Source organism: Alsobacter sp. P4_H11, from assembly GCF_056400925.1.
The window spans coordinates 140246-159906 of sequence record NZ_JBFUKI010000003.1; the positions used below are offsets into that span (position 1 = coordinate 140246).

A 19661-nucleotide genomic window follows, 5' to 3' on the forward strand; every position below is an offset into this window, starting at 1 on the left:
CGGGTGACAGGCCGCCCGGCGCCCTTACTGGCGCAGGGCGTTGTCGCGCAGGTTCCGCACCGGCCGCAGCAGCGTCGACAGGATGGTGCGCTTGCCCGACAGGATGTCGACATCCGCCGTCATGCCGGGCACCACGGGGCGATCGGGGCCGAAGCCGCCGCTTTCGGCTTCCAGGCGAACCCGGAAGTAGGACTGCCCGCGCTCGTCCTGAAGCGCGTCCGGCGAAACCTCGGTGATGCGCCCTTTCAGCCCGCCATAGACCGAGTAGTCGTAGGCGCTGATCTTCACGATGGCTGGCAGCCCGGGCCAGACCTCGGCCCGATCCGCGGGCGAAAGCCGCGCCTCGACCGCAATGGCGGAATCGACAGGGACGAGCACGGCGAGCGGCTCGCCCGATTTCACCACGCCGCCCACCGTCGAGACGTAGAGCTTGTTGACGATCCCGCTTATAGGCGAGATCACGTCCGAACGCTGGCTGCGATCCTGCAAGGCGAGCGCGCTTTCCTGCAGCTTGGCGTGCTGCAAGGCCACCTCTGAGCGCTCTTTCTCGGCATCCGACGCAAAGCGCAGCGCCGTTTCGCTTCGGCGTCGCGTCAGTTCCACCAGGGCGGATTCGGTGCGCGGGATCTCGTGGCTGAGATCCGACATGCGGCTCTCGATCTGCTGCAGGGCGCGCTCGCCTTCCAGCAGGTCGTTGGAAGACACCGCCCCGAGCTCGGTGAGCCGCCTCAGGCTCTTCACGCGCTGGTTGACGAGATCTCGCTCGCGCACCGTGTTGGTCCATCGCGACCGCAGCTCGGAGAGCTCGAGCTGCTTCTGGCGGCTCTGCTCGTCCACGATCGCCATCTGTTCGTTAAGCGTCAGGCGACGGCTATCGTAAACCGTCTGCTCGCGTTCGGCGAAGGTGCGCGCCGGTCCCTCCAGGCCGCTGGGCGGTGTGAAAGGCTGGCCATTGGCCTCGGCGGCGAGGCGGGCGAGCTTGACCTCGCGCGCCACGATCTCGAGCTTGGCCTGTTGCAGCTCGGCGCGCGAGAAGCTGTTCTCGATGCGCAGAAGCGGCGCGCCCTTCTCGACGGTCTCGCCTTCCCGCACCAGGATCTCGGTCAGAATGCCGCCCTCGAAGTGCTGGACCGTCTGGTTCTGGAGCTGCGGTATCACCCGCCCCGAACCGCGCGTAACCTTTTCGAGCGATGTCAGGCTCGCCCAGGCGATAAAGGATGCAAGACCGACCGCGCTGGCGCCGACGAAAAGGGTCTGGGAACCCTTGGCGATACGGTCGGTCTGCCGCGGGAAAGGCAGCGGCGCCGCAGCTGGCGCTGGTTTCGGGTCAGGCGAAGCCATTTGGCGATCCACAAACTCTGGAAACACCACGGTACCGGCCCAGGCTTTACGGATTGTTAAGCATAAAAAAATCAAATCCCAAGTGGCGGATGACCCAGCACTGCTCGGGCTGCGCCAGACGGGATGACGATGCCAATTTGGACAGGACGGAAGAGCCCAGGCGATGGGCGCTCGACGACGCCTGCCGATGCTCCGCAGGGCGCACCGCCGGATGAGGCGCGGGCACCGCCGGCGTCCGGCCAGGGCGAACCAGCGCGGGGAACGCTGCTCGGCGACCTGAACGCGGTAGCGGACTCGTGGTTCGGGCAGCGCTGGTTCGATGGACGCAAGCCGAGCGCGGGTGCGACCCCGGAAGAACTGGTGGCGGCCGCCGGGGAGCGCGGCATCCAGGTATCGTTCGCCCAGCGCAAGCTGGCCAGCCTGAACAAGGGGGACTTCCCCTGCGTGATCATGGACAAGGATGGGGCGAGCACCATCCTGACCGGCCGGCCCAGTAGGGACGCCTTCACCTGCCGGACCGCGGGAGTGGACCGACAAGCGAGCCTCGCGGAGCTCGACGCGCAGCACAGCGGCGTCGTGTTTTTCGTCTCGCCGCAGCGCGACCCCTCCGTCACGGACCCCGCCTCCCCGGCCGAGATGCAGCCGCCGGAACGCCACGTCAGCCTGCTGCGCATGGTCGTCGACGAAATGCGCCAGCGCCACAGGGGACGGCTTTTGCAGGTCTGTGTCGCCGCGCTGGTGAGCAACCTGCTGCTGCTCGCCGTCCCGGTGTTTTCCCAGGCCGTGTATGACCGGGTAATTCCGCATCTCGCCTGGGAGACGCTGTGGGCGCTGGCGATCGGCGTCTGCATTGCGCTCGCCTTCGACCTGGCGTTGCGGATCGTCCGGCTGAAGCTCAGCGACGCAGTCGGACTCAGCGTTTCGGCGGCCGTTCAGGCGAGGCTCTACGCCCGCATTCTCCGGGCGAAGCTTGACGAGGCGCCCCGCATGGCGGGCGGCGTGCAGACCGGCCTGCGTGAGATCGAGGCGCTGGCGCAGCTCCTGCCCGCGCTGCTGGTGTCGGTGCTGGTCGACGTGCCATTCTTTGTGCTCGCGATGGCGCTGCTCGCCGCGATCGCCGGGCCGGTCGCCTGGATTCCGCTCGTGGCGCTCCTCCCGATCTACGCCATGCAGCTCATGGGCGATGCACGCGGGCAACGGGCCCTCGAGGCCGCACGCCTGATGGCCACGCAGGCCAATCTCCTGCTGGAGAGCGTTGCCGGGCTGGAGACCGTGAAGATCACGGACGCGGCCGGGCCTTTGACGCGTCGTTGGGAGCGGCTCGTGGACGCCGCCGCCTATGTGGGTCACCTCAATCGCCTGCATGGGGCCGCGGCCGGCATCGTCGCCATGACGGTGTCGCAGGCCGCCGTCGTGGTTGGGCTGGTGGTGGGCGTCTACCAGATCGGCGAGAGCGCCATGACGATGGGCGCGCTCACGGCCTCCACCATGCTGATCGGCCGCATGATCTCGCCCGTCAGCGCAATCGGGTCGACCGTGCACCGGCTCATGCAGATCCTCCGGTCCACCAAGACCGTCGAGGACGCCCTCAAGGCCACGCAGGAAAGCGCCGGCGACCCCACGGCAGGAGCCCGCCCGATCCTGGGCGCGCTCGCATTCAAGGACGTCCATTTCACCTATCCGGGCGAGCAGGTTGCGGCGCTGAAGGGCGTGTCCCTCACGATTGCGCCCGGCGAAAAGGTCGGCTTCGTCGGCCGGGCCGGCAGCGGCAAGAGCACGCTGCTGAAGCTGATGCTGCGCCTCCACGACGCGACGGAAGGCGCCGTGCTGCTGGACGGCCACGACATCCGGCAAGCCTCGCCGGGCGCCCTGCGCCGCCATTTCGGCTTCATGCGCCAGGATTCGGCCCTGTTTGACGACATGCTGCGCAACGCCGTCTGCTTCGGGTTGGACCATGTGGAGCCGGAGGCGTTCGAGAAGGCCGTGACGCTGTCAGGCGTGGCCGAGTTCGCGGCCCGTCATCCGGCCGGCTACGGCATGCGGATCGGTCCGCGCGGCGAGCGGCTCTCGGGCGGGGAGCGGCAATCCGTGATGCTGGCACGCACGCTGCTCGGCGGGCCGAAGGCGCTGGTGCTGGACGAGCCCACCGCCGCCATGGACAACACCATGGAGATCCGCATCGTGCGCGACCTGCGCGCCGCCATTGGCGATCGCACCCTGATCCTGTCCACCCACCGTGCGCCCATGCTGCAATTGGTGGACCGCCTGGTCTGGATGGACGGCGGCCGCATCATGGCGGATGGTCCGAAGGACGAAGTCCTGAAGGCCATCGCGGGCGCGAGCGCGGCGTAGGTCCCAAAAAAGGAAAAAGCCCGCAGCGCATGCCGCGGGCTTTTCCCTGAAGCGAGATCCAGCCTTACTTGGCGGGCTTCACGTTCATCGCCAGCGTGTCCTCGTCGGCGCGGGGCACGATGGTGACCTTGCTCTTCTGCATGGCCCAGGCCGTCACCAGCGAGGCGATCGGCAGGCTGGGACGCTCCTTGGCCACGATGGCGTTGGCTTCTTCCAGCAGCGACTTGCGCTTGGCGACGTCCATCTCGATGGCCGCGTCGTCGATCAGCTTGTCGAGCGCCGGGTTGGACCAGCCGCGCACGTTGAAGCCGCCCATCTTGGTGGCCGGCGTGTTGGTGTGCATCAGGCCGGCCAGCGTGTAGTTGGCCTCGCCCGTCAGCGTGCCCCAGCCCGACATCGCTAGGCCGTAGTCGCCGCGCTGCTTGGCCGGGAAGAACACCGCGCCGGGCGCTCCGTTGGCCTGCGCGTCGATGCCGATGGAGGCCAGCATCTGGGCGATGGTGGCGCCTACCGCGCCGTCGCCGGCCAGGCGGTCGTTGGTGTAGCTGAAGGTGAGCTTGAAGCCGTTCGGGTAGCCGGCCTCGGCGAGCAGCGCCTTCGCCTTCTTGGGGTCGGACTTCGTCACCTTCAGGCTCTTGTTGAAGCCGAAGATGGTCTCGGTGACGAGCTGCGAGGCGGGCTTGCCCATGCCCTCCATGGCGATCTCGGCCAGCGTCTCGCGGTCGATCGCGAGGTCGAAGGCTTCGCGCACCTTGGGGTCCAGGAAGGGATTCTTGGGCAGCGGCGAGCCGTCCTTGGCGGTCACCATGGCGGGCTTGTCGCGGAAGTCGAACTCGACGTTGAACAGGTAGACGCTGTCGGCCTTCACGACCTTCAGCTTCGAGTCCTTCTCGAGCGTCGGCACGTCCGCGGCCGGCACGCGGGCGATGAGGTCGAGCTGGCCGGCCTTGAGCTGCGCGACGCGGCCGGCGTCGTTGGGAATCTCCTTGCGGACCACCTTCTCCCACGGCTCCTTGCCGCCCCAGTAGCCGTCAAAGCGGGCGAGGACCATCTCCTCCTTGGGGGTCCAGGATACGAACTTGTAGGGGCCGGTGCCGATGGTCGCCTTGCCGGAGTTGAAGCCCTCGCCGGCCGTGTCCTTGGTCGAGAAGTCCTTGGCTGCGGTGTGCGACACCACGAACAGGCGGATGAAATCGTTCGGCAGCGTCGGCGCCGGGCCGTCGGTCTTGATCACCAGCGTCAGCGGGTCCGGGATCTGGATTTCCTTCACGCGCCGCACATAGACGGTGGTGGGGTTCGGGCCCGTGACGTTCGGGATGCGCTCGATCGAGAACTTCACGTCCTCGGCGGTGAAATCCGAGCCGTCGTGGAATTTCACGCCCTTGCGGAGCTTGAACTCCCAGGTCGTGTCGTCGATCGCCTTCCAGCTCTCGGCGAGGCCCGGCTCGAGCGAGAGGTCGTCGCCGGATTTCACCAGCGTGTCGAACACGTGCTTCACGGCCTCGGCCTGCACGCCTGTGGCGGTGAAATGCGGGTCCATGGAGGCGGGGCCGGCGCGCACGCCGATGGTGAGCGTCTGCGCCAGGACGGCGCCCGAAGCCGTGGAAGCGAGGAGCGCCGCGAGCGAGAGCGAGCGCAAGGTCCGTCCGAATATGGTCGTCATGCTGGTCTGTCCCCTTCTTGGATCGTCGTTGGCCAGTTCGGCGTGTCGAACACCACCTTGGCGAGAAGCTCGGAGAGCATGGAGCGCTCGCCCGGCGTCAGCCGGGACAGCATGGTGCGCTCGCGCTCGACCATGACCGGCATGGCGGCGTCGAAGATGGTCCGGCCCGCCGAGGTGATGTTCAAGACGTAGCTGCGGTGATCGCGCGGGTCCGCGTCCCGGCTGATCAGCTTGCGCTTCAAAAGCTGCTGGATGGCCCGGCTGATGGTGGGCTTCGGGAAGCCGCTCGATGCGCAGATGTCGCGCGCCGCGACGCCGCCTTGCAGTCCCAGCGAATACAGCACGACGAATTCGGGCCGGGCGAGATCAAAGGTCTTTTCGATCCAGCCATAGACCGGGATATTGAAATGGAGCGCCACGTAGTTGATGCGAAAGGAGAACCAGCACGGGTTGCGCCACAGCTTCTGGGCGATCAGCGGATCGAGCCCCGAGGGGGTCCCGAGCGGATCGTTAGACAGCGCATGGAGATGCGGTTCCGGCATGCGTCTCGCGGCGTCCCGGGGGCGACGTCCTGTCGGCCCCAACTGGTTCACGCTGAAACTTGACAGCAGGTTGAGGCCTCGTCAATTCTGAAGAACAAGTTCCAAACGGAACCAATTCGCCGACCCGCAGACTACCCTGCGGGCGGTTGGCCGCGCGTCCGCGGAGGGGTGATGCACGTCGTCGACCAGAAGCCGATCAGCAGGGAGGCGCGCGTCCGCGGGGACGCCCGCTCGCAATGCTCGGCTTCCTGATCCAGCGCATCCTGCAGGCCGCCCTCGTGGTGCTGGCCATGTCGGCGCTGGTGTTCGCCGGCGTGTTCGCGATCGGCAACCCGATCGACGTGCTGATCTCGCCCGACGCCACGCAGGACATCCGCGCCGCCACGATCGCCAAGTACGGCTTCGACCGGCCGCTCTGGGAGCAATACTTCACCTTTCTGGGCCGGGCGCTGCAGGGTGATTTCGGCCAGTCCTTCGTCTACAACATGCCGGTGGGCCGGCTGATCCTGTCGCGCCTGCCCGCGACGCTGGAGCTGACGCTCGCGGCCGTGCTGGGCGCGACGCTGATCGGCGTGCCGCTCGGCATGTATGCGGGCTACCGGCCGCAGAGCCGGTTCTCCAAGATCGTGATGGCGCTGTCGATCCTGGGCTTTTCGGTGCCGACCTTCTGGGTCGGGCTCGTGCTCATCTTCGCGTTCGCGGTGAATCTCGGCTGGCTGCCCGCCGGTGGGCGCGGCGCCACCGCTCCCATCTTTGGCGTGGAATGGAGCTTCGTGACCGGCGACGGCCTGCGGCACATGATCCTGCCCGCCATCAACCTCGCGCTGTTCAAGTTCGCGCTGATGATCCGCCTCGCCCGCTCGGGCACCCGCGAGGCCATGCTGACCGACACGGTGAAGTTCGCCCGCGCGGCCGGGCTCTCCGAGCGCACCGTGCTGCTGCGGCACGTGCTGCGGCTGATCGCGATCCCGCTCGTGACGGTGTTCGGGCTGGAATTCGGCTCGACGCTGGCCTTCGCGGTGGTGACCGAGACGATCTTCTCGTGGCCCGGCCTCGGCAAGCTCATCATCGACAGCATCACATCGCTCGACCGGCCCGTCATGGTCGCCTACCTGATGCTGGTCGCGTTGTTCTTCATCGTCATCAACCTGGCGGTGGATCTCTCCTATGCGGCGCTCGATCCGCGGATGCGCAAGGGCCGGGCATGATCGATCGCGCATCACCCGTCGCCCGCTTCTTCGCCGAGTTCCGCGAAAGCCGCGCCGCCGTGGCCGGCCTCGCGCTCGTGGCGCTCATGATCGCGCTGGCGCTGCTCGCGCCGCTGATCACCCCGCAGGACCCTTACGACCTCGCCAGCCTGACGCTGCGCGACGCCCGCCGACCGCCCGGCTATGTGGGCACGGCCGGCTTCACGCATTGGCTCGGCACGGACGCGCAGGGCCGCGACCTCCTGTCGGCGATCCTCTACGGGCTGCGCATCTCCATCCAGATGGGGTTGGTGGCGGGCGTGATCGGCCTCGTGCTGGGCGCCAGCGTGGGCACCACCGCGGCCTATCTGGGCGGGCGGTTCGAGGCCTTCGTCATGCGCCTCATTGACCTGCAGCTCTCGTTTCCGGCCATCCTGCTCGCCTTCGTGATCGCGGCGCTGCTGGGCCAGGGCAAGGGGCAGCTCGTGGCCGCGCTGGTGGCCGCCCAATACGCCTATTTCGCCCGCACGGCCCATGGCGCCGCCTCGGCCGAGCGGCACAAGGACTATGTGGAGGCGGCGCTGTCGACGCCCCTGCCCGCGCGGCGCGTCGTGTTCCGCCATATCTTGCCGAACGCGCTGCCGCCCCTGATCGTGGTCGCGACCGTGCAGATTGCGAGCGCGATCTCGCTGGAGGCGACCCTGTCGTTCCTGGGCGTCGGATTGCCGCCGACCGAGCCATCGCTCGGCATGCTGATCGCCAACGGTTTTCCGTACATGCTGTCCGGCCGGTACTGGATCTCGATCTACCCGGGCGTCGCGCTGATCATCCTGATCTTCGCCGTGAACCTGGTGGGCGACCAGATCCGCGACCAGCTCAATCCGAGGCTGCGCCGATGAGCGCGCCGCTGCTGGAAGTCACCGGGCTCGAGACGCAGTTCCCGACGCGCGACGGCGTGGTGCGCGCCGTGAACGGCGTGTCGTTCACGATCGACCGCGGCGAGATCCTGGGTCTGGTGGGCGAATCCGGCTCGGGCAAGAGCGTCACCGGCTTCTCGCTAATTGGCCTCGTCGATGCGCCGGGCCGCATCGCGGCGGGCAGCGTGAAGCTCGACGGACGCGACATCGTCGGCCTGCCGAACGGCGAGCTGCGCGCCATCCGAGGCAAGCGCATCTCGATGGTGTTCCAGGACCCGAGCATGACGCTGAACCCGGTGCTCACCGTGGGAGACCAAATGCTGCTGGCGCTGCGGGCGCACGAACGCATCTCGTCCGCCGGCGGTCGGCGGCGCTGCGTGGCGGCGCTGGAGCGGGTCGGCATTCCGGACCCCGGTCGGCGGCTGGACAGCTACCCGCACCAGTTCTCGGGCGGCATGCGCCAGCGCGTCGCCATCGCGATCGCGCTGCTGCACAAGCCCGACCTGGTGATCGCGGATGAGCCGACCACGGCGCTCGACGTCTCCATCCAGGCGCAGATCCTCACCGAGATGAAGGCGCTGGCGCGCGACACCGGCACGGCGATGATCTGGATCAGCCACGATCTCGCGACGGTGTCGTCCATGGCCGACCGCATCGCGGTGATGTATGCGGGACGCATCGTCGAGAGCGGTCCCACCGCCACGGTGCTGCGCGACCCGCGCCATCCCTACACGCGCGGCCTGCTGGACTCGCTGCCCGCCATCGCGCAGGCGGGCGAGGACCTGGCCTCCATCCCAGGCACGACGCCCTCGCTGCTGAAGCTGCCGCCCGGCTGCCCCTTTGCGCCGCGCTGCCCACGCGCGCAGCCCGTGTGCGCCACCGAGCCGCCGCATGGGGTCGAGGGCGACCGCACTTATCTTTGCCACTTCCCGATCGGGGCGCCCGCATGAGCGCGAGCTTCGTCTCAGTCGACGGCGTGAGCCGCCGGTTCACCCCCAGCCTGCCGCTCGGCGAACGCATCGTGGCGGCGTTCGGCGGCGCGGTGGAACGACGCTCGGTGCGGGCGGTGGACCATGTCGACCTGTCGCTGCGCAAGGGCGAGGCGCTCGGGCTCGTGGGCGAGTCCGGCTGCGGCAAGACGACGCTCGGGCGGATGATCGCCGGCATCCTGCCCCCCAGCGACGGCCACCTCGCGATCGCGGGCGAACCCGTGATGACGGGAGGCTCCAGCCCGCGCAAGACCACCACGCGCGTGCAGATGGTGTTCCAGGACCCGTTCGCGTCGCTCGACCCGCGCATGCGCATCGGTGACGCGCTCGCGGAGGGGCCTATCCACCATGGCCTCGTGGGCAAGCCGGAGGCGATGGCGTATATCCGCGACTGGCTCGCGCAGGTCGGCCTGGAGCCGGACTACGTCAACCGCTATCCGCACCAGTTCTCGGGCGGTCAGCGTCAGCGCGTCGCCATCGCGCGCGCGCTCGCGATGCGCCCGGACGTGCTGGTCTGCGACGAGCCCGTGGCCTCGCTGGACGTGTCCATCCAGGCGCAGATCATCAATCTGTTCCTGAAGCTGCGGCGTGAGCTGGATCTTACGCTGCTGTTCATCTCGCACGACCTTGGCGTCGTGCGGCACCTCTGCGACCGGGTCGCGATCATGTATCTCGGCCGCATCGTCGAGGAGGGGCCGACCGCGCAGGTCTACGCCGATCCGCGCCATCCCTACACGCAGGCGCTGCTCGACAGCGTGCCGAAGCTGGTGCTCGAGGAAGGCGCGGAGGTGCGGTTCAAGCCCATCCAGGGCGAACTCCCTTCCCCGCTCGCGCCGCCGCCCGGCTGCCACTTCCACCTGCGCTGCCCTTTTGCGGCCGAGCGTTGCACGACCGAGCGCCCCGCGCTGCGGCCCGTGGCGGCCGGGCGGCGGGCGGCGTGCCACTTCGCGAAGACTGACTTTGACGAAATGTCGTCGTCCCCTGCCGTTATTGCGATCGGAGCGACGCAATCCAGCTAAGGGCCGGGCCTCTGGGCTGGATTGCTTCGACTTCGGCTCGCAATGACGGCAGGGGGATGTGAGACACAGAACAACGAGGAGCGACCCATGGAACCGTGGCAGTGGCCGGAAGAGACCTGGCGCCGGAAGGTCAGCAAGGTGCGGGCGGGACGCGCGCTGAAGCCGGCGGCCTGGAAGGACGGCGCGCGCTGCGCGGTGGCGCTCTCGTTCGACAGCGACCATGAAACCAACGAGCTGCGCGATGGCGGCGAGTCCATCGGCGCGATGTCGCGCGGCGAGTACGGCGCGCGGGTGGGCGTGCCGCGCATCCTCGAGATCCTGGGACGAGAATGCGTGCCGGCCACTTTCTTCGTGCCCGCCGTTTCGGCCCTGCTGCACCCCGACGAGCAGCGCCGCGTCATCGCGGAGGGCCACGAGATCGGCCTGCATGGCTGGATTCACGAGCTCAACACCAAGGTGCCGGCCGACGCCGAGCGCGAGCTGCACTTTCGCGCCGCCGACACGCTGGAGAAGATCACCGGCGTGCGGCCAGTGGGCATGCGCACGCCCTCCTGGGACTTCTCGCAGGAGACGCTGAAGATCGAGCGCGAACTCGGCCTCCTGTACGATTCCTCATTGATGGCCGACGACGACGCCTACGAGATCCTGGAAGACGGCGAGCCGACCGGCATCGTCGAGCTGCCGGTGGAGTGGGTGCGCGACGACGCGGTCTATTTCAACATGAACCGCTTCACGGCCCTGCGTCCCTATACGCCACCCACCGCGGTGCTCGACATCTTCAAGCGCGAGTTCGACCGGGCCTACCGGGACGGCGGGCTGTTCCTGCTCACCATGCATCCGCACGTGATCACGTACCGGTCGCGCATCTGGATCCTCGAGGAGCTGATCACCTACATCAAAGGCCACGAGGGCGCCTGGTTCGCCACCCATGCGGACGTGGCGCGCTTCGCCCGCGACAACGCCGCCTGACGTGACGCCGGCGCCCTCCCCGGCCCGCGCGCTCGGCTGGTCCTTCGGGGGCCAGCCGATCGGCGCGCTGAACAGCATCGCGGACGTGCCCGGCGTCACCGTCGGGCAAGTCACGCTGCTGGACGGGAATTTGCGCACCGGCGTGACGGCGGTGCTGCCGCATGGCGGCGACCTGTTCCGCGAGAAGGCGCCGGCGGCCGTCCACGTCATTAACGGCTTCGGCAAGAGCGTCGGGCTGATGCAGGTGGAGGAGCTGGGCGAGATCGAGACGCCGATCCTGCTCACCAATACGTTCGGGGTGGGCGCCTGCGCGGATGCGCTGATCCGGGACGCGATCAGCCGCAATCCCCACATCGGCCGGCGCACCTCGACGGTGAACCCCGTCGTGGCCGAGTGCAATGACGGCTATCTCAGCGACATCCAGGCCCAGGCGGTGACGCAGGCGCACGCACTGGCGGCTATCGCGGCCGCTGCGCCCGACTTCGCACGCGGCTCGGTGGGGGCCGGGACGGGCATGAGCGCGTTCGGGTTCAAGGGCGGGATCGGCACGGCCTCGCGTCGGCTGGACCTGAAGGGCGGCCCTTTCCATGTCGGCGTCCTGACGCTCGCCAATTTCGGCCGGGCCGGCGACCTGCTCTTGCCGGACGGGCGCCGCGCGCCGTCGCCTGCTTCCGCGCCAAGTCCCGAGCGTGGCTCCGTGATCATCATCGTGGCGACGGACCTGCCGCTCGACCATCGCCAACTCACCCGCGCCATCCGGCGCGCCGGGGTTGGGTTGGCGCGGCTCGGCTCGTTCTGGGGCCATGGCAGCGGCGACGTCGCGATCGGGTTTACGACCGCGCATCGCATTCGGCATGACGAGACGCGCGACGTCGTACCGATCGCCATGCTGGCCGAGCGGCGCATGGACACGGTTTTCGAGGCCGTGGCGGGCGCAACGCAGGAAGCCGTGCTCGACGCCATGCTGTCGAGCCCCGCGATGACGGGCCGCGACGGCCATCACAGACCTTCTCTAGCCGACGCCCTCGCGGCGGACAAAACCTAGGAGTGCACCATGGCCAGACCGGCGATCGCCATCCACGGAGGCTGCGGTGTCATGGCCCAGCTCGACCTGTCCGAGAACGAGTGGCGCGCCGCGCGCGACGATCTGGCGCGGGCGTTGCGGGCAGGCTGGGCGAAGCTGCAGGGCGGCGGCACCGCCGTGGACGCCGTCGAGGCGGCCGTGATGGTGCTTGAGGACTCGGTCCACTTCAACGCCGGCCACGGCGCCGCCTTCAACGCGGCGGGCGAAAACGAGCTCGACTCGGCCATCATGGATGGCTCGACGCTGGCGGCCGGCGCGATCTGCGCGGCCCGGCGCATCCGCAACCCGGTGAGCGCCGCCCGGGCGCTGATGGAGCGCGGCGAGAGCGTCATGCTGACCGGCCCGGCTGCGGACCGCTTCGCCGAGGAGGCGGGCCTCACGGTGGTCGATCCCGCCTATTTCGGCACGGAGCGCCGGCGCAAGGCGCTCGCCTCCATGCAGGCGCGCGCCAAGGCGGGCACGATGCTGTCCGCCAGCGAGGCTGAGAAGCACGGCACCGTGGGGGCGGTGGCGCTGGACGCCGCCGGTCATCTGGCGGCCGCGACATCGACGGGCGGCTTCACCAACAAGCCGGTCGGGCGGATCGGCGACAGCCCGATCATCGGGGCAGGCACCTATGCGCGCGACGGCGCCTGCGCGGTGTCGGGCACCGGCAAGGGCGAGGTGTTCATCCGCCACGTGCTGGCGCACGAGATCGCGAGCCGCATGGCCTATCTGGGCGAGAGCCTGGATGCTGCAGCCGAGCAGGTGGTGATGCGCGACCTCGCGCCCTACGGGGTCGGCGCCGGGCTGGTGGCGATCGACGCCGAGGGCCACATCGCCGCGCCCTACAACACGGACGGCATGTTCCGCGGCTGGATCGACCAGGACGGCCGCATGGCGGTCGGGACGCACGCCGAAGTATACGAGCTTGGGACCGCCTAGGCGCGGACGCTCAGTAGCTGATCTGCGCCACGCCGCGCAGCACTTCGGGCGTCGTGCTCGGGAAGCCGAAGAACTCCAGATAGGCCGGAATCTGCTCGAACAGCATGTCGGTCCCGACCTGATACTCGCAGCCGCGGGCGCGGGCGGCGGCCAGGAAGGGCGTGATCTCCTGCTTCATCACGACCTCGCCCACGAAGGTCGAGGGCGCGATGCGATCGACGTCCACGGGCAGCGGATCGCCGGCGTTCATGCCCAGCGGCGAGGCATTGACGACGATGTCGTAACCACCCGGGTCGCGCGAGCCGGCCGTGACGACGAGTTGCGGGTAGTGCTCGCGCAGGCGCGCGGCCAGCGCCTCGGCGGCTGCGGGATTGACGTCGAAGAGGCCGAGCGCGCCGGCGCCGGCCGCCGCGAGCGAGGCCGCGATGGCGCAGCCGACGCCGCCTGCCCCGACCACGAGGACGCGGGCTCCCGCAACGGCGCGACCCTTGCGCAGCACGCCGCGGACGAAGCCCTCACCGTCGAACATGTCGCCGAGCAGCGTGCCGTCCGGGCGCAGCAGCACGGCGTTGCACGCGCCCGCGATCCGGGCCGTGGTCGAGACCTCGTCGACGAGGCCCACCGTCGTCACCTTGTGCGGCATGGTGACGAGCGCGCCGCGCAGGTTCGTGACCGTGCGCAGCGCGGCAAGCACCTGTGGATAGGTCTCGGCCTTCACGCCCATCGGCATCACGACGGCGTTGAGGCCGATGCTGTCGAAATAAGGATTGTAGATCAGCGGCGCCTTGAACGTGCCCGTCGGGTAGCCGAGGTGCGCGATCAGCACCGTATCGCCGTTGATCATGCGGCCGGGGCCTTCTTCTCGTCGATCAGGCGGGCGACCCGGCGCAGCGCCAGCTGGTAGCCCTGCGTGCCCAGGCCCGCGATCACGCCGTCGGCGCGCAGGGACACGTAGGAGTGGTGCCGGAAGGCCTCGCGCTTGTGGACATTGGAGATGTGCACCTCGATCACGGGCGCGTCGAAGGTGTTCAGCGCGTCCAGGATCGCCACCGAGGTGTGCGTGAAAGCGGCGGGGTTGATCACGATGCCGCCGGCCGTCTCGCGGGCCTCGTGAATCCAGTCGATGATCTCGTATTCGCGGTTGCTCTGGTGAAAGCGCAGCTCCAGCCCGAGTTCGCCAGCGAGCTTGCGGCAGTCGGCCTCCACGTCGGCCAGCGTTTCGTGGCCATAGATGTGGGGCTGGCGCTTGCCGAGCAGGTTCAGGTTGGGGCCGTTCAGGACGTAAACGAGGCGGCTCATGGGCGTTTTCCGTAAGGGAGGCGAAGGGTCAGTGGCCGAGGATCTCGCCCAGGAACTTGCGCGTGCGCTCATGCTTGGGCGCCTTGAAGAACTCGGCCGGATGGCCTTCCTCGACGATGGCGCCGCCCGCCATGAAGATCACCCGGTCGGCGACCTGGCGGGCGAAGCCCATCTCGTGGGTGACGCAGATCATCGTCATGCCGTCTTCGGCCAGCGAGATCATGGTGTCGAGCACTTCCTTGACCATCTCGGGGTCGAGCGCGGAGGTGGGCTCGTCGAACAGCATCACCTTCGGCTCCATGCAGAGCGCTCGCGCGATGGCGACGCGCTGCTGCTGGCCGCCTGACAGCTGCGCCGGGTACTTGTCGGCCTGGTCGAGGATCTTGACGCGATCGAGCAGCCGGCGGGCCACCGCCTCGGCCTGCGCCTTCCCCATCCCGCGCGAGCGCATCGGCGCCAGCGTGCAGTTCTGCATCACGGTGAGGTGGGGAAAGAGGTTGAACTGCTGGAACACCATGCCGACCTCGCGGCGCACCGCGTCGATGGTCTTGCGATCGTCGCCGAGCAGCGTTCCGTCGACGCGGATCTCGCCGGCCGAATAGGGCTCCAGGTGGTTGATGCAGCGGATCAAGGTCGACTTGCCGGAGCCGGATGGCCCGCAGAGCACGATCTTCTCGCCTGACGCGACCGTGAGGTTGATGTCCGTGAGAGCCTTGTAATCGCCGTACCATTTCTCGACGCCGCGCATGGCGATCATCGGCTGGGCGGAGGCGGGCGCGGTGGAGGCGTTTGCGGCGGCCATGGCGGTTTCCGTTTCCTGCTAGCGGGACGCGGCCGCGAAGCGGCGCTCCAGGTGGGCGCCGTAGAGCGACAGCGGCCAGCACATGACGAAGTAGAGGGCCCCCACCACCGCAAACACGAGGAGCGGCTTGAACGTCTGGTTGGAGACGATGTTGCCCGCGCGGGCGAGCTCGGTGAAGCCCACGATGGCGGCGAGCGACGTGCCCTTGATGAGCTGCACCAGGAAGCCCACCGTGGCGGGCAGCGAGATGCGGAAGGCCTGCGGGAGCACGACGTCCTTCATGCGCGAGACATAGTGGAGGCTCAGCGCATTGGCGGCCTCCGTCTGGCCGCGCGGCACGGCCTGGATGGAGCCGCGCCAGATCTCTCCCAAGAAGGCGCTGGCATGCAGCGTGAAGCCGATCGAGACCGCCACCCAGGCGTCGAGCTTCAGGCCGATCAGCGCCAGGCCGTAATAGACGACGAACAACTGCATCAACAGCGGCGTGCCCTGGAACAGGCCGATATAGCCCGCCGTCACGCGCTCGAGCAGCGGCTGGCCGGAGGTGCGCGCCAGCGCGACCGCGAGGCCGAAGACGCCGCCGCCGATGAAGCCGACCAGCGAGAGCGCCACGGTCCATTGCAGGCCGCGCAGCAGAAAGGCGAATTCATTCCAGCCCATCGCGTCGCCCTCACTTGACCGGGTAGCTGAAATAGCGGCGCGAGATCTGGTCGAAGACCCGCATCAGCAGCCACGACATCACGAGGTAGAACACCGTGATGGTCCCGTAGACCTCGAAGCTGCGGAACGTGTTCGACTCGATCTGCTGCGCCACGGAGGTCAGCTCGTAGGCGGAGATCGCCGAGGCCACGCTGGTGGTGAGCGTGAGCAGCACGAACTGGCTCGTCAGGGACGGAAAGATGGCCCGCAGCGCCGGCTTCAGCACGATGAGCCGGAAAACCTGCGCCTTGTGCAGGCCGAGCGCCAGGCCGGCCTCGATCTGGCCCTTGCCGATGGACTGAACGCCGCCCCGGATGATCTCGATCGCGTAGGCGCCGCCATTGATGCCGAGCGCCAGGATCGCGGTCGGCGTCGGATCGAGCCGGAGGCCGATCAGCGGCAGGGCGAAGAAGATGAAAAAGATCTGCACCAGAAAGGGCGTGTTGCGGATCAATTCCACGAAGGCCATCACGGCCCAGCGCGCCGGCTTGAAGCGGCTGTCGCGCAGCATCACGCCGCCGACGCCGATCACGATGGCGAGCAGCATGCCGCTGACCGCGAGCCCGATGGTGCCGAGGCACGCCCAAAGCAGGGACGGCAACGCATCCCAGACGACGCTGAAATCGAGTTGATAGCCCACGTTTCCACCCATTCTGCCGCGCCGCCCGTATTCGGGTCCGATGGCGCTGCGCTGGCGTCCCGCAAGGGCGCCGTCTTTATGGTTTCGCGACGTTGTACTAACTGGTACATTTAGTCAACGCGAAAATGGACCAGTCAGTACAAAGCTGGCGCGAGGCCGGGGTGTGGCCTTGGAGGGGACGACAAGGATGACCACCACAGCCAAGCCGGCGACCCGCGCGCAGGACCCCGAGGGCGTCCGCCGCAACATCCTGGAGGTCGCCAGCCGCGAGTTCGCGGAGCATGGCTACAGTGGCGCGCGCGTGGATGAGATCGCGGCCAAGACCGACACCAGCAAGCGGATGATCTACTACTACTTCAAGGACAAGGAGGGCTTGTTCGTCGCCGCCCTGGAGGCTGCCTACGCGGCCATGCGGCAGGTTGAGCGCGAACTGAACCTGACCGGGCTGGGGCCCGCGCAGGCGCTACGCCGCCTGACCGAGTTCACCTTCGACTACCAGAACGGCCATCCCTGGTTCGTCCGCCTGATCATCGTGGAGAACATCCACAATGGCGAGCATCTGGCGAAATCCGCCAAGATCCAGAAGCTGAACCTGTCCATTATCGAAATGCTGAAGGACGTCTATGATCGCGGCGTCCGCGAAGGGGTGTTTCGGGCCGGGCTCGACATCATCGACCTTCACATGACCATCAGCGCGTTGGCGATCTTCAACGTGTCGCACCGCGCGACGTTCTCGCGAATTTTTGGGGTCGCGATGGACACCCCCGAGGCGCTCGCGCGCCGTCGCGCGGTCGCGGCCGACACGGTGCTGCGTTACGTGCTTCGCCAGCCGGAGCAATCCGCCTAGCGGACATGCGATGCGCCGGGTGGACGCGCCGCCGCGGCGCCGTCATCCTGCGGCGGCGCGAGCGCCCGCCCGTCCAATTCACTTCCCAGTTCGAGGTTCGTCATGCAGTTGCCCCAGAACGCCTTCAAGCGCGCCATCCAGGAAGGGCGGCAACAGATCGGCCTCTGGTGCAGCCTGCCGGGCTCCTACGTGGCCGAGGCGCTGGCGGGCGCGGGCTATGACTGGATGCTGCTGGACACCGAGCATTCGCCCGGCGATCCGCTGACCGTTCTTGCGCAATTGCAGGCCGTGGCTCCCTACCCGGTGACCCCGATCGTGCGGCCGGCCAGCAACGACCCGGTGCTGATCAAGCGGCTGCTCGACTTCGGCGCGCAGACGCTGCTGATCCCCTATGTGCAGAACGCCGGCGAGGTGCGCGCGGCCGTGGCGGCGATGCGCTATCCGCCGGAGGGGATTCGGGGCGTTTCGGGCGTCACCCGCGCGACGGGGTTCGGGCGGGTCGCCAACTACGGCAAGCGCGCCCATGAGGAGCTGTGCCTGCTGGTGCAGATCGAGACGCAGGAGGCGCTCGACAATCTGGAGGAGATCGCGGCCGTCGAGGGCGTGGACGGCGTGTTCATCGGCCCGGCCGATCTCGCGGCCAGCCTCGGCTGCATCGGCGAGCCCGCCAACCCGAAGGTGGTTTCCGCCATCGAGGACGGCATCCGGCGCGTCCGCGCCTGCGGCAAGCCGGCCGGCATCCTGACGCCCGACACCGCCTTTGCGAAGCGCTGCATGGAATGGGGCACCACATTCACGAGCGTGGGCGTCGACGCCACGATCCTGGCGCGCAGCTCCGAGGCGCTCCTGAAGCAGTTCCGCGGCTGAGATCGTTCGCCGCAGGGCGGGACCGATCCGGCCCGCCGTCGTTTCCGTAGGGTCCACGAACAGGAACCTACGCGTGACAGATCAACAATCGACGGCGCCGGGCGGCCAGCGCCGCATCTCGCGGCTTGGCTTCCCCGTGAAGGTGATGGGCCGGGATGACCTGAAGAGCCACGACGCCCGGCGCTCCACCAGCGACCCGCATCTGAAAGTGTCGCTCGGCTACCTGGACACACTGCTCGACTACCTGGTCCGGCACGACATCCGCATGTACCGGATGTCGTCGGACCTGGCGCCCTACGCCACGCACCCGGACATGCCGCAATTCCACGACATGGTGCGCGAGAGCGCGCCGGAATTGCGCGCCATCGGCGCCAAGGCGAAGGAGCTCGGCGTCCGTCTGTCGTTCCACCCATCGCAGTATGTTGTGCTGAACAGCCCGGACCCCGAGCTCATCCGCAAGAGCGCCTGGGACCTCGCCAGCCAGGCGGAGATGCTCGACCTGATGGAGCTCGGCCCCGAGGCCGTGCTGGTGATCCATGTCGGCGGGGTCTATGGCGACCTCGAAGCAAGCCGGGCGCGCTGGGCGCAGACCTGGCCGACCCTGCCCGAGCCGGTGCGGCGACGGCTGACTCTGGAGCATGACGACCTGCGCTTCTCGGCGGCCGATACGTTGTGGATCCACGGCGAGACCGGCGTGCGGCTGATCTTCGACCACCAGCATTTCTGGTGCCTCAACCCCGAGCGCGCCGACATGCGCGCCACTTTGGCCGCGATGCTGGCGACCTGGCCCGAAGACCAGCAGCCCAAGGTGCATTTCTCGTCGCCCCGCACCGAGCTCCGCGAGCAGCAGCGCGTGGACAAGACGACACGCAAGAAGACCACGCACTATGTCGCGCCGGTGTTCACCGGCCACGCGGACTTCTGCAATCCTTTCGAGTTCGCGACCTTCATGCGCATCGCCGAGGGGCTGGATTTCGACGTGATGCTGGAGGCCAAGGCCAAGGATCTCGCGCTGTTGCGCCTGCGGCCGGACCTGCTGCGCTATGCGCCGGACGTCGCGGCACGTTTTGGGCTGCGGCCAGAGGACGCGTCCCGCCTCGAAGCCGAGGAAGACGCCGTGCTGGACGAGGAAAACGTCGCCGGCGGAGCCTGAACGGAACCGAGCATCGCGCGTTGTCCGAGCGTCCAGAGTGGCGAGGCGCGATGCAGTTCTACAGCTTTTCATTCGGTGAAATGAAGCTCGCGCCATCGGACGGCGACCGACCTCCGACGCTCGCGACCGAGCTCAATTTCGGATTCCGGGCCGACCATGACGGCCCCGTGCAGAGCATCTCGTTGCGCATCCGCGTCCCGCAGGATCCCGGCCGCGACGCCGGCGCGATGGCGCTGGACGCCTATGCGGCGGCCGGCGAGCTGCTGCGCTGCGCAGCCGACCTCTGCGAGAATCACACCCGCCAGGAGTTGGAGGAGCGCACCCGCTCCGACGAGGCGATCGTCCTCAGCGAACGCCCGGAGTAAGG

General features: G+C 68.3%; 20 protein-coding genes. 12 read left to right on the top strand and 8 right to left on the bottom strand.

All coding sequences use genetic code 11. The features are described 5' to 3' along the window. Positions 1–24: 24 nt before the first annotated feature. Positions 25–1341 carry an HlyD family type I secretion periplasmic adaptor subunit gene (locus AC1DSZ_RS06405; RefSeq protein WP_476837548.1) on the bottom strand — a complete coding sequence of 439 codons (1317 nt, stop codon included), beginning with the start codon at positions 1339–1341 and terminating at the stop codon, positions 25–27. 360 nt (positions 1342–1701) lie between these two features. On the opposite strand from AC1DSZ_RS06405, the gene AC1DSZ_RS06410 reads away from it, so the two are divergent. Then, entirely contained in the window at positions 1702–3693 is a 1992-nt protein-coding gene (locus AC1DSZ_RS06410; protein WP_476837549.1) for an ATP-binding cassette domain-containing protein, read from the top strand. A 64-nt stretch (positions 3694–3757) separates the two neighbouring features. Here AC1DSZ_RS06410 and AC1DSZ_RS06415 read toward each other — a convergent pair whose 3' ends face one another. Further along, the gene (locus tag AC1DSZ_RS06415) at positions 3758–5356 is read right to left on the bottom strand and encodes an ABC transporter substrate-binding protein (protein WP_476837550.1); all 1599 of its coding nucleotides are present in this window, start codon (positions 5354–5356) and stop codon (positions 3758–3760) included. Then, positions 5353–5898, bottom strand: a complete 546-nt coding sequence (locus AC1DSZ_RS06420; protein WP_476837551.1) for a MarR family winged helix-turn-helix transcriptional regulator — start codon at positions 5896–5898, stop codon at positions 5353–5355. The genes AC1DSZ_RS06415 and AC1DSZ_RS06420 overlap by 4 nt, the downstream gene beginning before the upstream one ends. Positions 5899–6134: 236 nt before the next feature. Here AC1DSZ_RS06420 and AC1DSZ_RS06425 point away from each other — a divergent pair, with 236 nt between their 5' ends. The 7 genes from AC1DSZ_RS06425 (at position 6135) to AC1DSZ_RS06455 (ending at position 12987) form a co-directional block, all read left to right on the top strand. Then, positions 6135–7106 carry an ABC transporter permease gene (locus tag AC1DSZ_RS06425; RefSeq protein ID WP_476837552.1) on the top strand — a complete coding sequence of 324 codons (972 nt, stop codon included), beginning with the start codon at positions 6135–6137 and terminating at the stop codon, positions 7104–7106. After that, on the top strand, positions 7103–7984 hold the full coding sequence (locus tag AC1DSZ_RS06430) for an ABC transporter permease (protein ID WP_476837553.1): 882 nt from the start codon (positions 7103–7105) through the stop codon (positions 7982–7984). The genes AC1DSZ_RS06425 and AC1DSZ_RS06430 overlap by 4 nt, the downstream gene beginning before the upstream one ends. Continuing rightward, complete coding sequence (locus AC1DSZ_RS06435; protein ID WP_476837554.1) at positions 7981–8952, top strand: ABC transporter ATP-binding protein; 972 nt, start codon at positions 7981–7983, stop codon at positions 8950–8952. Before AC1DSZ_RS06430 ends, AC1DSZ_RS06435 begins: the two co-directional genes overlap by 4 nt. Beyond that, entirely contained in the window at positions 8949–10010 is a 1062-nt protein-coding gene (locus AC1DSZ_RS06440; protein WP_476837555.1) for an ABC transporter ATP-binding protein, read from the top strand. The genes AC1DSZ_RS06435 and AC1DSZ_RS06440 overlap by 4 nt, the downstream gene beginning before the upstream one ends. An 87-nt stretch (positions 10011–10097) precedes the next feature. Beyond that, positions 10098–10979 carry a polysaccharide deacetylase family protein gene (locus AC1DSZ_RS06445; RefSeq protein WP_476837556.1) on the top strand — a complete coding sequence of 294 codons (882 nt, stop codon included), beginning with the start codon at positions 10098–10100 and terminating at the stop codon, positions 10977–10979. Next, on the top strand, positions 10939–12024 hold the full coding sequence (locus AC1DSZ_RS06450; RefSeq protein ID WP_476837557.1) for a DmpA family aminopeptidase: 1086 nt from the start codon (positions 10939–10941) through the stop codon (positions 12022–12024). Before AC1DSZ_RS06445 ends, AC1DSZ_RS06450 begins: the two co-directional genes overlap by 41 nt. Before the next feature lie 9 nt (positions 12025–12033). Further along, the gene (locus AC1DSZ_RS06455; protein WP_476837558.1) at positions 12034–12987 is read left to right on the top strand and encodes an isoaspartyl peptidase/L-asparaginase family protein; all 954 of its coding nucleotides are present in this window, start codon (positions 12034–12036) and stop codon (positions 12985–12987) included. A 10-nt stretch (positions 12988–12997) separates the two neighbouring features. Here AC1DSZ_RS06455 and AC1DSZ_RS06460 read toward each other — a convergent pair whose 3' ends face one another. The 5 genes from AC1DSZ_RS06460 to AC1DSZ_RS06480 form a co-directional block, all read right to left on the bottom strand. Then, positions 12998–13831, bottom strand: a complete 834-nt coding sequence (locus AC1DSZ_RS06460; RefSeq protein WP_476837559.1) for a shikimate dehydrogenase family protein — start codon at positions 13829–13831, stop codon at positions 12998–13000. Then, positions 13828–14286: a type II 3-dehydroquinate dehydratase gene (aroQ, locus tag AC1DSZ_RS06465; RefSeq protein WP_476837560.1), complete on the bottom strand. Its 459-nt coding sequence runs from the start codon at positions 14284–14286 to the stop codon at positions 13828–13830. Before aroQ ends, AC1DSZ_RS06460 begins: the two co-directional genes overlap by 4 nt. A gap of 28 nt (positions 14287–14314) precedes the next feature. Beyond that, entirely contained in the window at positions 14315–15043 is a 729-nt protein-coding gene (locus AC1DSZ_RS06470; protein ID WP_476837802.1) for an amino acid ABC transporter ATP-binding protein, read from the bottom strand. Positions 15044–15106: 63 nt separating this feature from the next. Further along, on the bottom strand, positions 15107–15748 hold the full coding sequence (locus AC1DSZ_RS06475) for an amino acid ABC transporter permease (protein WP_188516358.1): 642 nt from the start codon (positions 15746–15748) through the stop codon (positions 15107–15109). Positions 15749–15758: 10 nt separating this feature from the next. Next, entirely contained in the window at positions 15759–16427 is a 669-nt protein-coding gene (locus tag AC1DSZ_RS06480; protein ID WP_188517638.1) for an amino acid ABC transporter permease, read from the bottom strand. Positions 16428–16614: 187 nt separating this feature from the next. On the opposite strand from AC1DSZ_RS06480, the gene AC1DSZ_RS06485 reads away from it, so the two are divergent. The 4 genes from AC1DSZ_RS06485 (at position 16615) to AC1DSZ_RS06500 (ending at position 19659) form a co-directional block, all read left to right on the top strand. After that, positions 16615–17274 (top strand): TetR/AcrR family transcriptional regulator, encoded by a 660-nt coding sequence (locus AC1DSZ_RS06485; protein ID WP_476837561.1) that lies wholly within the window; start codon positions 16615–16617, stop codon positions 17272–17274. 102 nt (positions 17275–17376) lie between these two features. Beyond that, complete coding sequence (locus tag AC1DSZ_RS06490; protein WP_476837562.1) at positions 17377–18141, top strand: aldolase/citrate lyase family protein; 765 nt, start codon at positions 17377–17379, stop codon at positions 18139–18141. 73 nt (positions 18142–18214) lie between these two features. Beyond that, a complete protein-coding gene (uvsE, locus tag AC1DSZ_RS06495; protein ID WP_476837563.1) occupies positions 18215–19294 on the top strand; it encodes a UV DNA damage repair endonuclease UvsE in 1080 nt (359 codons plus the stop codon). A 50-nt stretch (positions 19295–19344) separates the two neighbouring features. After that, positions 19345–19659, top strand: a complete 315-nt coding sequence (locus AC1DSZ_RS06500; protein ID WP_476837564.1) for a hypothetical protein — start codon at positions 19345–19347, stop codon at positions 19657–19659. The last annotated feature ends 2 nt before the right edge of the window (positions 19660–19661 follow it).

Coding starts and splice junctions, on each gene's coding strand:
- AC1DSZ_RS06405 (WP_476837548.1), bottom strand. CDS start 1,341: ATGGCTTCGCCTGACCCGAAACCAGCGCCAGCTGCGGCGCCGCTGCCT.
- AC1DSZ_RS06415 (WP_476837550.1), bottom strand. CDS start 5,356: ATGACGACCATATTCGGACGGACCTTGCGCTCGCTCTCGCTCGCGGCG.
- AC1DSZ_RS06420 (WP_476837551.1), bottom strand. CDS start 5,898: ATGCCGGAACCGCATCTCCATGCGCTGTCTAACGATCCGCTCGGGACC.
- AC1DSZ_RS06425 (WP_476837552.1), top strand. CDS start 6,135: ATGCTCGGCTTCCTGATCCAGCGCATCCTGCAGGCCGCCCTCGTGGTG.
- AC1DSZ_RS06430 (WP_476837553.1), top strand. CDS start 7,103: ATGATCGATCGCGCATCACCCGTCGCCCGCTTCTTCGCCGAGTTCCGC.
- AC1DSZ_RS06435 (WP_476837554.1), top strand. CDS start 7,981: ATGAGCGCGCCGCTGCTGGAAGTCACCGGGCTCGAGACGCAGTTCCCG.
- AC1DSZ_RS06440 (WP_476837555.1), top strand. CDS start 8,949: ATGAGCGCGAGCTTCGTCTCAGTCGACGGCGTGAGCCGCCGGTTCACC.
- AC1DSZ_RS06445 (WP_476837556.1), top strand. CDS start 10,098: ATGGAACCGTGGCAGTGGCCGGAAGAGACCTGGCGCCGGAAGGTCAGC.
- AC1DSZ_RS06450 (WP_476837557.1), top strand. CDS start 10,939: ATGCGGACGTGGCGCGCTTCGCCCGCGACAACGCCGCCTGACGTGACG.
- AC1DSZ_RS06455 (WP_476837558.1), top strand. CDS start 12,034: ATGGCCAGACCGGCGATCGCCATCCACGGAGGCTGCGGTGTCATGGCC.
- AC1DSZ_RS06460 (WP_476837559.1), bottom strand. CDS start 13,831: ATGATCAACGGCGATACGGTGCTGATCGCGCACCTCGGCTACCCGACG.
- aroQ (WP_476837560.1), bottom strand. CDS start 14,286: ATGAGCCGCCTCGTTTACGTCCTGAACGGCCCCAACCTGAACCTGCTC.
- AC1DSZ_RS06470 (WP_476837802.1), bottom strand. CDS start 15,043: ATGATCGCCATGCGCGGCGTCGAGAAATGGTACGGCGATTACAAGGCT.
- AC1DSZ_RS06475 (WP_188516358.1), bottom strand. CDS start 15,748: ATGGGCTGGAATGAATTCGCCTTTCTGCTGCGCGGCCTGCAATGGACC.
- AC1DSZ_RS06485 (WP_476837561.1), top strand. CDS start 16,615: ATGACCACCACAGCCAAGCCGGCGACCCGCGCGCAGGACCCCGAGGGC.
- AC1DSZ_RS06490 (WP_476837562.1), top strand. CDS start 17,377: ATGCAGTTGCCCCAGAACGCCTTCAAGCGCGCCATCCAGGAAGGGCGG.
- AC1DSZ_RS06500 (WP_476837564.1), top strand. CDS start 19,345: ATGCAGTTCTACAGCTTTTCATTCGGTGAAATGAAGCTCGCGCCATCG.